Raw genomic sequence first — 11,809 nt, forward strand, 5'->3', positions numbered from 1 at the left:
CATGCACCCGTGATACCGGACCCCTCGGCGACGTGCTCGTGCAGGTCCCGCGCGCAGGGCCAGGCAACCTTTCTCCACAACGCCGCACTCCCCAACCCGATGACACCCGTTCCGCTTTAGTCTCGGAGCCAACCATCGTCCGAGGAGGCCGCCGTGGATCTGCACGTCACGCTCGCGAGCGCTCCCCCGTCCGGCTTTGCCTCCCGGGAGATCGTCGTCGACACCACCCGACTGCCCACCGGGGCCGCACTCGCGGAACGGCTGGAAGCCGCCGGATATCAGGGGCCCTTCTCGATCGACGACACCCCGCTGGAGACGGCGACGGCGCACGCAGGAGCCCTGACGGACGGGGCCATCATCGTCTGCGGACCACGCCCGGCTCCCGCGGATCCGTCCCGCCTGCCGCATCTGCTCTTCGTCGTCCATTCCGGCCCGGACGCGGGACAGGTGATCCCTCTCACACGTGGCGCGTACATCCTCGGACGATCGGCCGGCGGTATCGCCATCGCCGACCCCGGGCTGTCACGGCGTCATGCCCTGCTCACGGTGACCGGGGACGCCATCATCCTCGAGGACCTCGGGTCGGCGAACGGCACGTTCGTCGACGGCGAGCGCATCGACGCCACGGAGATCACGGTGTCCGCGGATCTTCGATTCGGCACGAGCCGGTGTCGCATCGAACTGCTCGACGACGACGGCTGGCGACACGTCTCCCCCGCAGAGGTCCTCGAGGCCCTGCCCGTCGGACCGGATCCACCCAAGCGGCCGTCCCGCCTCCTGATCCTCACCGCCTTGCTGCCGCTCGTCCTCGGTGTCGCCCTGGTCCTGACGACCGGCATGTGGTTCCTCCTCGCCTTCAGCGCCCTCTCGGCGGCCACCGGGGTCGTCCCCCTGCTCACCTACCGGAAGGAAGCACGAGTCTTCGGGGAGGCGGTCCGGGGCGCTGCGGGGCGGGACCGGGAGCGTCGGATGGCATCCGTCCCCGACCCCGGGCAGACGGCGCTCGACGTCCTGCGTGCCCGCCGGGACGCCACTGCAGGACCGACAGTGGGAGCACCGTCCTCACCGGTGATCCTGCTGAGACTGGGCACCGCGGATCAGGCGGCGAACCTCCGCATCGGACGCGACGACGGGTCGCTCGCCCTCCCGATCCTCCCGGACCTGCCACTGGTGCTGCCGTGGCTGCCGGACACCGCGACCTCGAGCGTCGCCGGCACCTCGGGCAGGACTTTCACCATCACGGGTGAGACCGCACCGGTGCTGGGTCTTCTGCGCGCCATGCTGCTTCAGGTGGCGCATCCTGGCCAGGTATCGATCCCCGTCGTGTGCTGGGGATCGGTCCGGCATCTCCCGATCCACGCCCGCTTCCTCCCGAACGTGCGACTCACGCAGGACCCGCTCGTCCTGGCCCTGATCCTCGAGCAGACCGATGCGCTGCTCCTCCTCCACGTGTCGGGGGAGCTTCCCGAGGTCGCCCGACGACGGACCGTCCTCATCGTCCGCTTCCTGATGGAGCAGGCCGGTTCCGCCGGGACCGCCGTACCGGACGACGGGATGACGATCACCGCCGACGGGGCCCTGGCGCGCGTGAAGGGGCGGGAGTACCGCGTCGTTCCGGATGGCGTCTCGGCCTCGTCGTTCGAACGGACGGCGAGGCTGCTCGGCCGCGTGGCCGGTGCCCGCCCGGCGCCCCAGGCAATCCGCCCCGGTGCAGGGGGGCGCCCCGGCGGAGCCCTTCCGCCGTCCGTCTCCCTGTGGTCGGAACACTTCAGGCCGGACACCCTCGCGACGTCGATCCCCGGGCGATGGGCTTCGGCCGATGCGGGGCGCCCGACCGTGTTCATCGGACTCTCGACGACCGGCGCCGTCTCGATCGACCTCGTGAGGGACGGGCCGCACCTGCTGGTCGCCGGCACGACGGGGTCCGGCAAGTCCGAGTTCCTGAGGACCCTCGTGCTCGGGCTGGCCCTCGATCAGCCTCCCTGGCACCTCACCGCGCTCCTCGTCGACTACAAGGGCGGATCAGGGCTCGGCGCACTCGCGTCCCTCCCTCACTGCGTGGGATGCCTGACGGATCTGAGCCCGGAATCGACGGCACGCGCCCTGACCTCACTGCGCGCGGAGCTGCGGCGCCGAGAACAGCTCTGCGCGGATCATGGCGCCCGGGATCTCGACGAGCTGCGCACCGCCTCGCCGTCGTCGTGTCCTCCCCGGCTGGTCGTCGTGATCGACGAATTCCGGATCCTGGGCGACGACGTGCCGAGCGCGGTGCCGGACCTGATGAAGATCGCCGCTCTCGGCCGGTCCCTGGGCATCCACCTGATCCTTGCGACGCAGAGGGCGCAGGGGGCGGTGACCCCAGACCTCCGTGCGAACATCACCTCGTCGGTCCTCCTGCGGGTCCAGACGCCGATGGATTCGCACGACATCCTCGGGTCCGGGGTGGCCGCCGACATCCCCGTGGATGCTCGGGGCAGGGCCTTCCTCCGGCGCGGGACGGAACCACCCGTGGGCCTACAGGTCGCGGCTGCCTCACACCTGCCGACGACGGACGGGTCCCCGGGCTGGCAGGACGTCGCCGACTACCTGGGTGAAGACACGGGCAACAGGCACCGGCACACGGCCGAAGGGGACCCGGCAGGTTCCGAGCGGGACCTCCTCGAGCGGGCGGTGGCCGGTCTCGTCGCCGCACACGAGGTAGCCGGTGGATCACGCAGCGGAGCAGCCGGCCGGGCTGACGGCCGACAGCCGTCCCGCCCGGTACTGCCCCCACTTCCGACACAGATCTCGGCCGCGGGATGCGCCGCTTTCGAGCCCGCCGACGCGGATGTCGAAGATCGTCCTGTCCCCTCCTCCGAGACCCGCGTACCGTTCGGAGTCGCCGATTTCCCCGAACGCCAGGCCCAGCGGCTCCTGTGCTGGCGCCCCTCGGCCCACTCCCACCTGGCCCTCGTCGGCCTGCCCGGCAGCGGGGCGGCCGAAGCCCTCGCAGCGGTCGCCTCCTCACTCCCGGCCTGCGACCCCGACATACATCTGTACGTGCTCGACGGCGACGGCACTCTGGGGCGGTGGTCCGCGCTCCCGCAGGTGGGCGCATATGTCCCGTCCCACGAGACGAAGCGGGCTTGTCGCGTGCTCGAACGGCTGGCGGCCGTGCCGGACACCGCCCAGGGCGGCGCTGCATCCATCGTCCTGGTGCTCACCGGTTGGGGCCGGTGGAGCAGTCGGTTCCGCGACGGACGCCTCGCACGGGCGGAGGATGCCCTGCATGCCATCGTGCGGGACGGTGTGCACAGCGGCGTCGCCGTCCTCATCGCGGGAGACCGCGAGCTGACCGCCTCACGCTTCTTCGCACTCCTGCCCAATCGCGTATACCTTCCTCTCGGCGCTCACCAGGAGACCACGCTGACGTGGCCCAAACTGCCGCAGATCAACGCTGTCCCCGGTCGCGGCTTCGCCCAGGGACGCATCACCGGCGCCTGGGGGGACGGCACGTGCCAGCTGCTCGCGGCCACGGGGTCCGGCACGCCGCCGGCCCGGCCTCCCGCTCGTTCCCCGTTCCCGGTGCATCCCCTGCCCCACGAGGTGCAGCTGAGGGACATCGTTCCCGCCGACACGTCCCCGGCACTGGATGATCTCCTGCTCGGGGTGCACGACGACGACTTGCGGCCCTTCACCGTCACCGTTCGTCCGGGTGAGGTCTACCTCGTGCTGGGACATCCGGGGAGCGGGCGTACGAACGCACTGCGGGTGCTCCGGGCCTCGGCGGAACACGTGAATCCCGGGCGCACCATCCTCGCCCCACCCGCGGGCGAGGCGGGGTCGGCGGCGTCCGCCTACTGGCGGGGCCTGGGCGAGCGCAGCGCGGGACGGGGTTCGGCGGATGACTGCCTCCTGCTGGTCGACGACGCGGACCGGCTGTCCGCGGACGTCCACCAGGTGCTGTCGGGCCTCGTCGCTCGGGGCGCCGCCGCGGCACTCTCCGCCGTCCCCGGTCCTGCGCTCACGGTGCGCGTGCCGCTCGCCCTCCAGGCCCGCGCGGCGGGCCGTGGGCTCGTCCTCGCGCCGAGGACCGCGGGCGACGGCGATGTCTTCGGTGTACGCCTCGACCTGGACGGGTCGCCGATTGCCGGCCGTGGCTACGCGTGCGAACCAGGCGTAGTCCTCGAGGTGCAGGTTGCCCGTGCGTCGGGTGATCGGCCCTGATGGGGCTCCGGTTCATACAGCCGGCCGTCGGGCTCCCAGGGGGATCCGGGGGAGCCTACAGAGCCTTGCCCGTTCTACCCGTCCGCACGGTGTACCGCACGACGGGTGCGGAGAACAGCGTGACGATGACGGCGGCGGCAGGTACCAGCAGTGCCAGTCCGATGAGCGGCGAACCCAAGGAGAAATAGGGGAATGCGAGGATCACCAGGAACAGCTGCACGACGAGCGAGGGTGACCGCGGCCAGCGGAAGCCCGCCATCAGTTGGCGTGCCATCGCAGCGAGGCCCGCTCCGACCAACAGCAACAGGACCGCCATGAAGACCGACCCTCCGACGGAGAGTGCGTCGGCGCTGAAGATCGTGACCACGAATCCGACCGCGATCACGAGCAGCGTGATCGCCTCCAGGACCAGGACAGCTGCGATCAGGAGGACGCCCCGGGGCCTGCCCGCACGGGGAGGAGCTTGATCTGGAACCACCCTCGAACCCTACCCGAAGCACCGCACGCGCCCAGGGCCATCGTGGAACGGCATCGCTGTGACTAACCCCTCACGTGTCGGATCAATCGGACGCGTAAAACCCTTGTTTACCCGTTGGTAACGTGACAGCCTTAAAGAAGTGGAAACCCGGGGGGCCCAAAGTCGGCCCCCTTTACTATGAGCCCCCTCGTGAATATTTTCACAAACGATGAGGAAGGCTGAAGGAGAATGTGATCACATGGATTGGCGTAGTCGCGCGGCCTGTCTGGACAAGGACCCGGAACTGTTCTTCCCGGTCGGCAATACCGGACCAGCGCTCCTCCAGATCGAGGAAGCGAAAAGCGTCTGCCGCCGCTGCCCGGTCCAGGACACCTGCCTGCAGTGGGCCATCGAGTCCGGGCAGGATGCCGGAGTGTGGGGTGGACTGAGTGAGGACGAGCGCCGTGCGCTCAAGCGTCGGGCTGCACGGGCCCGCCGCGCCTCCTGATCGACGCCGGGCGTGAGCCCGGCCCCGATCCGGCAGAACGAGAAGAGGCCGCCCGTCGGGCGGCCTCTTCTCATTCCCGGGAACGCCCCAGCGGCAGGATCCCCGTCGACGGACACCCGGCGGCGGCCGCCGAATCGGGGGTGCTCCCCTGGTCAGGCGTGGTCAACTCCCCTGGTTCAGGCGCAGACCGAGCTCGATCGTGACCGACGTCCCGCCACCACCACGCGTGCGCCACTCGATGGTCCCGCCCAGCTCGCTCGTGACCAGGGTCCGGACGATCTGCAGCCCGAGCCCCTCCGCGTGCCCGCCCGCGGGCAGGCCGACGCCGTCGTCCGCGATGGTGACCCTGAGGATCTCCTCCCCGCCGGCCTCCATGCGCCGGTTGGCCATCAGCCAGACGGTCCCTGCACGCCCGGACAGGCCGTGCTCGACGGCGTTCGTGACGAGCTCGTTGATCACGAGGGCCAGCGGGGTGGCGAGATCGCTCGGAAGCTCGCCGAAATCGCCGCTACGCTCGGTGCGCACGGCCTGCGACGGTGATGCGACCTCCGCGGAGAGTCGGAACTGCCGCGAGATGAGCTCGTCGAAGTCCACGCTCTGTGCCAGGCCCTGGGAGAGCGTCTCGTGCACCAGGGCGATCGTCGACACGCGCCGCATGGCCTGCTCGAGTCCGAGCTTTCCCTCCTCGCTGACCATCCTGCGGGACTGCATCCTCAGCAACGCGGCCACGGTCTGCAGGTTGTTCTTGACCCGGTGATGGATCTCCCGGATGGTCGCGTCCTTCGACACGAGCTCCATCTCCCGCCGCCTGAGCTCCGAGACGTCACGGCAGAGCACCAGGGCCCCGAACCGCTCCTTCTCGTCGCGCAGGGGGATGGCCCGCAGGGAGAGGCTCACGCCGCGCGAACCGATCTCGGTGCGCCACGGCATGCGACCGGTGACCACCAGCGGGAGCGTCTCGTCGACCATCCTGCGGTCCTTGAGGAGCGCCGTCGTGATCTCCGCGAGCGGGCGCCCCTCGAGGGTCTCGACGTCGCCCAGGCGGCGGAACGCCGACACACCATTCGGGCTCGCGTACTGCACGATCCCGTCGACGTCGAGCCGGATGAGCCCGTCCCCCACGCGGGGGGCGCCGCGCCGCGACCCGGTGGGCGTCGCGAAATCGGGCCACAGGCCCAGCGTGCCCATCCGCAGGAGGTCGTACGCGCACTGCCGGTAGGTCAGTTCGAGCCGCGACGGCATCCTCGAACTGGACAGGTCCATGTGGGTCGTCACGACGGCGAGCGTGCGGCCGTTGCGCACCATGGGCACGGCCTCGACGCGCATGGCCATCTCGGTGGTCCAGTTCGTCTCGCCCGAGCGCTCGATCTTCTGGGACTCCCAGGCGACGTCGACGAGCGGTTGCAGATCGGCCCGGATCCGCTCGCCCACGAAGTCGCTGTGGAAGACGGTGTGCGACGTCGAGGGACGGGCGTGCGCCAGCGCTACGTACCCGCCGCCGTCGAGCGGGAACCACAGGGCCAGATCCGCGAACGCGAGGTCGGCCACCATCTGCCAGTCCCCCACCAGAAGGTGCAGCCACTCGGCGTCGCCGGGCTCGAACCCGGTGTACTCGCGGATGGGGTCAGTGAAGATTGCCATGGGATCTCTCTGTTGCTCGGGTCGAACGCGGCATCACGGTCCGGTGCCGCCGCCAGGACGGACCGGACCTGCGGCATCCAGTACCGCAGGTCCAGTCTGTCACTCACGGGCGACGGCGACGGAACAGGCCGCGCCCTACCGGACGATGGACCGCAGGAGCCGCAGCGCCACGGACAGCGATGAGATGTCGTCCCGTTCCAGCTGGTTGACCTCGGCGAACATGTTGCTGGCGCGCTGCAGCTGGTCGGCGTTCTGATCCTGCCAGGTCTGCAGCCTCTCCCCCGCATCGCCTGCCTGCATCTCGGGTGTCGCGCGCAGGACGGCCACGGTGATGTCGGCGACCGTCGAGTAGAGGTCGTCGCGCAGGGCGGCCCGGGCGAGGGACTGCCAGCGGTCCGTCCGCGGGAGCTTGGTGATCCGCTCGAGCAGGTTGTCGACCTCGAAGCGGTCGTACACCGCGTAGTACACCTGGGCGATGTTCTCGACCGGCTCCTCGACCCTGCGGGTGCTGTAGGCGATATCCAGCAGCGCGAAGGACTCGAACTGCTCCGCCCAGTGCCGGCCGAGCTCCTCGGGAAGGTGCCAGGCCGTCGCCGTCGCCGTCGCCTCCCGCGCCCGCTCGAGGTCGCAGCCGCGCAGGTACTCGGACAGGCGCGTCCGGATCGGTGCGACGAGGGGCTTGAAGGCGTCGATGTCCTGGTTCACCGTCGTGCCCTGCTCGACGTGGTTCACGAACCAGCGGACGGCCCGGTCGAGGAGCCGGCGCAGGTCCAGGTGCAGCGTGGTCCAGTGGTCCGTGGGGAAGTCCGCGGGCAGGGCCGCGAGCGCGTCGACGGTCTCGCCGAGGGAGTAGATCTCGCGCAGGGCCACGAAGGCCCGGGCGATCACCGGCTCGGCTACCGAGGTCTCCTCCATGACGCGGAACGCGAAGGTGATCCCGCCGAGGTTTATCATGTCGTTGGCGATGACGGTGGAGATGATCTCGCGGCGCAGCGGGTGCGTGTCGAGCTCGTCGTCGAAGCGCTCCACGAGCTGCTGCGGGAAGTAACGCCGCAGCGTCCCCCTGAAGTAGGGGTCGTCGGCGAGGTCGCTGGCGGACAGGACCCTCGTCAGCTCGATCTTCGCGTAGGCGGCGAGCACGGACAGCTCGGGCGAGGTGAGTCCCTGCCCGGCGTCGATCCTCCGGCGCAGCTGCGCCGTCGTCGGCAGGGCTTCGAGGGTCCTGTCGAGGTCCACCTTCTTCTCGAGCCAGTCCATCATCCGCTCGTAGCTCGGGCTCGCCTCGATGATCCTCTGGCGGTCGTTGAGCAGCAGCACGTTCTGGTCGATGTTGTCCTGCAGCACGAGCCGGCCGACCTCGTCGGTCATGGAGTGCAGGAACTCGGCGCGCTCCTCGGGCAGCAGGCGCCCGGCGCGTACCATCCGGTCCACGAAGATCTTGATGTTGACCTCGTGGTCGGAGCAGTCGACGCCGGCGCTGTTGTCGATGGCGTCGGTGTTGAGGATGACCCCGGCGAGGGCCGCCTCAATCCGGCCGCGCTGCGTCATGCCGAGGTTGCCGCCCTCGCCGACCACCCGGGCACGCAGCTCGCTGCCATTGACCCGGATGGCGTCGTTGGCGCGGTCGCCGACCTCGCCGTGCGTCTCGTCGGTGGCCTTGACGTAGGTGCCGATGCCGCCGTTGTAGAGCAGGTCCGCCGGGGCGCGCAGGATGGCCTTGAGCACCTCGGGAGGGCTCAGCTTCGTGACCGACGCGTCCAGCCCCAACGCCTCACGCACCTCCGGGGAGATGGGGACGGACTTGGCCTGCCGCGGGTAGACACCGCCGCCGCGACTGATGAGGGTGGCGTCGTAGTCCTCCCAGCTCGACCTCGGGAGGTCGAACAGCCGCCGGCGCTCGGCGAAGGAGGTGGCCGCGTCGGGGTTCGGGTCGAGGAAGATGTGGCGGTGGTCGAACGCGGCCAGGAGGCGGATGTGCTCGGACAGGAGCATGCCGTTGCCGAAGACGTCGCCGCTCATGTCGCCCACGCCCACCACGGTGAAGTCGTCGGTCTGCGTGTCGACGTCGAACTCGCTGAAGTGCCGCTTCACGGACTCCCACGCGCCCCGGGCCGTGATGCCCATGGCCTTGTGGTCGTAGCCGACCGATCCGCCGGAGGCGAAGGCGTCACCGAGCCAGAAGTCGTACTCGGCCGAGAGGGCGTTGGCGATGTCGGAGAACGCCGCGGTGCCCTTGTCGGCCGCCACCACGAGGTAGGTGTCGTCGTCGTCGTGCCGGACCACACGGGCGGGAGGCACCACCGACTCCGTGGCGCCGTCGGTGGCCACGTTGTCCGTGATGTCGAGCAGCCCCCGGATGAACGTACGGTAGCTCGCCTGGCCCTCGGCGAGCCACGCCTGCCGGTCGGCGGTGGCGTCGGGAAGCTGCTTGGCGAAGAAGCCGCCCTTCGCGCCGGTCGGCACGATCACGGCGTTCTTCACGGTCTGCGCCTTCACCAGGCCCAGCACCTCGGTGCGGAAGTCCTCACGTCGGTCGGACCAGCGCAGGCCGCCGCGGGCCACCTTGCCAAACCGGAGGTGCACGCCCTCGACCTGCGGCGAGTAGACCCAGATCTCGAACTTCGGGCGCGGGAACGGTGCACCGTCGATCCGTGAGGTGTCGAACTTGATGCTGACGTGCCGCTTGTCCTGGAAGTAGTTGGTGCGCAGGCTCGCCTCGATGAGGTTCGCGAACGTGCGCAGGACCCGGTCGGCGTCGAGGGTCGGGACGTTCTCCAGTCCCTCGTCGAGCGCCGTCCGTGCCGCATCGGAGGCGACGGTGCGATCGCCCTCGAGGTCGGGGTCGAAGCGGGCGGTGAACAGGGCCACGAGCGCACGGCTGACCACGCCGTTGCGCAGCAGCGTGTCTGCCACGAAGCCGTACGAATTGGTGTTGCCCATCTGCCGCATGTACTTGGCGTAGGCGCGGAGGATCAGCACCTGGCGCCACCCGAGCTCCTCGCTCAGCACGAGCCGGTCGAAGGCGTCGGACTCGCTGGACCCCGTGACGGCCGCACCGAACGCGTCCTGCAGCAGGGCCGCAGTGCCGAGCGGCGAGAGGCCGGCGGGGTACTTCAGACCGAGGTCGTACAGGAAGAAGGCGCGCCCGTCCGATCGCGTGATCTCGAACGGTCGCTCGTCCAGCACCTCGAGGCCCAGGTTGTGGAAGTACGGGAGGATCTGAGTGAGGCTCTTGGCCTCCATCAGGTACAGCTTGAGGCGGGCGTCCTCCGCGTGGGCGGAGTCCGGTCCGTGCTGCGGCACGTACACGTGCACCTGCGGCGCCCCGGTGCCCGAGGCGGCGAGCTCCTCGAACCGGGCGATGTCCTCCAGTGCGTCCTCGACCTCGTAGTCCACGCGGTAGCCGGCCGGGAAGGACTCCGCCCAGAGTGCGGCGAGCCGGTGCGCGGTGTCCTGCTCGAATCTCTGCTGGGCGACCTCGATGATGCCCTCGGGCCATGAGCGGGCTGCGCGGACGAGGCGGTCCTCGAGCTCGGCGGCGTCGACGGCGGGGATCTCCGCGCCGCGCTGGAGCCGGATGCGGAAGAACAGGCGAGCGAGGGCGGACTCGCTCATCCGGGCCTCGAAGTCGATGGAGTCGGCGTCGAGCGCGGCTCGCAGCTCCTCCTCGATCCGGAGGCGGACGCTCGTCGTGTAGCGGTCGCGCGGCAGGTAGACGAGGGCGGACATGAAGCGGCCGTAGACGTCCGGCCGCAGGAACAGCCGTGTGCGGCGACGCTCCTGCAGGCGCAGGATGCCGAGTGCGGTGGCCACGAGGTCGGCCACCTCGATCTGGAACAGCTCGTCACGCGGGTAGGTCTCGAGGATCGAGAGGAGGTCCTTGCCCGAGTGGGAGTCGGACGGGAAGCCGCAGCGGCGCAGCACCTCGTCGACCTTGTCGCGCACCAGGGGCACGTTACGGACCGAGCCGGTGTAGGCGCTGGTCGCGAACAGGCCGATGAAGCGCCGCTCCCCGTTGACGTTGCCCTGGGCGTCGAAGCTCTTGATGCCGATGTAGTCGAGGTACGCCGCGCGGTGGACGGTGGACCGGGAGTTGGCCTTCGTGATCACGAGGGCCTGGCGCTCCCGCGCCTTCGCGCGCCCGGCCTCGGTGAGCTGCTGCACCTGCCCCACCCCGCTGCCGTGCCGCAGCAGTCCGAGACCGCTGCCGTCCCGCACCCGGAGGGCGTCGGCGCCCGCCTCGTCGGTCACGAGCTCGTATTCCTTGTAGCCCAGGAAGGTGAAGTTGCCGCCGTCGAGCCATTGCAGCAGTTCCTGTGCCTGCCGCAGGTCGGGGATGGCGTCCGCGCCGGCGATCGAGTCCAGCGAGGCCTCGGCGGAGCGGACCATGTCGCGCATCGCCGGCCAGTCCTCGACGGCGGAGCGGACGTCGCCCAGCACCCTGTGGAGGCCGTCGATGACCGACGCCTTGGCCGCGGCGCCGGTCAGCCTCGAGACCTCGACCGAGATCCATGACTCGATGTGGGTGGTGCGTCCGTCCAGTCCGGCGAACTCGGCCACGTTGGGCAGCGCAGCGGTGTCGCCGCTCGAGGCACCCGCCGTCGACGGCACGCGCCGGAGCGCCGCGAGGGCGTGGGATCCGTCCTCGCGGACCGCGAGGAACGTGGGGTGGACCACGAGCTGGATGGCCGCTTCCTGCCGCACCAGCTCGGCCGTGACGGAGTCGACGAGGAAGGGCATGTCGTCGGTGACGATCATGACGACGCTGGAGTTGCCCTGGTCCATGATGCCGACAGCGGCGGTCCCCGGCTCGCGGGCCTCGGCGAGGTCCCGGTGGGCGAAGGCCCGTTGCCGGAGGTCGGTGGGACGGTACCCGACGGCGTCCTCGCGTGCGAGATGCTCGAAGTAGTGCTCTACGAAATCCTCCCGCGACGTGTCCGAGCTTGACTGATCCGTTGTCCTGGATCCAGACGACATGGGGAGGGCCTCCGTAACGA

The 11,809-nt window shown here is 70.1% G+C and carries 5 protein-coding genes; 2 read left to right on the forward strand and 3 right to left on the reverse strand.

Going from position 1 to position 11,809, the window contains the following annotated elements:
- The first annotated feature begins 153 nt into the window (after positions 1-153).
- On the forward strand, positions 154-4,206 hold the full coding sequence (locus CI785_RS00420) for an FtsK/SpoIIIE domain-containing protein (protein ID WP_105030138.1): 4,053 nt from the start codon (positions 154-156) through the stop codon (positions 4,204-4,206).
- A gap of 55 nt (positions 4,207-4,261) precedes the next feature.
- Here the strand turns inward: CI785_RS00420 and CI785_RS00425 are convergent, their stop codons facing one another.
- The gene (locus CI785_RS00425) at positions 4,262-4,684 is read right to left on the reverse strand and encodes a hypothetical protein (RefSeq protein ID WP_105030139.1); all 423 of its coding nucleotides are present in this window, start codon (positions 4,682-4,684) and stop codon (positions 4,262-4,264) included.
- Between the two features lie 238 nt (positions 4,685-4,922).
- On the opposite strand from CI785_RS00425, the gene CI785_RS00430 reads away from it, so the two are divergent.
- A complete protein-coding gene (locus tag CI785_RS00430) occupies positions 4,923-5,171 on the forward strand; it encodes a WhiB family transcriptional regulator (RefSeq protein ID WP_043441485.1) in 249 nt (82 codons plus the stop codon).
- 162 nt (positions 5,172-5,333) lie between these two features.
- Here CI785_RS00430 and CI785_RS00435 read toward each other — a convergent pair whose 3' ends face one another.
- Positions 5,334-6,812: a sensor histidine kinase gene (locus CI785_RS00435; protein WP_105030140.1), complete on the reverse strand. Its 1,479-nt coding sequence runs from the start codon at positions 6,810-6,812 to the stop codon at positions 5,334-5,336.
- Between the two features lie 135 nt (positions 6,813-6,947).
- Positions 6,948-11,789, reverse strand: coding sequence for an NAD-glutamate dehydrogenase (locus CI785_RS00440; RefSeq protein ID WP_105030141.1), 4,842 nt, complete (start codon positions 11,787-11,789; stop codon positions 6,948-6,950).
- Between the last annotated feature and the right edge of the window lie 20 nt (positions 11,790-11,809).

The sequence above is a fragment of the Arthrobacter ruber genome, assembly GCF_002954225.1.
GTDB lineage: Bacteria > Actinomycetota > Actinomycetes > Actinomycetales > Micrococcaceae > Arthrobacter_D > Arthrobacter_D ruber.

Bases quoted from the DNA above. Each gene is read 5' to 3' on its own strand.
- CI785_RS00435 (WP_105030140.1), bottom strand. From the start codon at position 6,812: ATGGCAATCTTCACTGACCCCATCCGCGAGTACACCGGGTTCGAGCCC.
- CI785_RS00440 (WP_105030141.1), bottom strand. From the start codon at position 11,789: ATGTCGTCTGGATCCAGGACAACGGATCAGTCAAGCTCGGACACGTCG.
- CI785_RS00430 (WP_043441485.1), top strand. From the start codon at position 4,923: ATGGATTGGCGTAGTCGCGCGGCCTGTCTGGACAAGGACCCGGAACTG.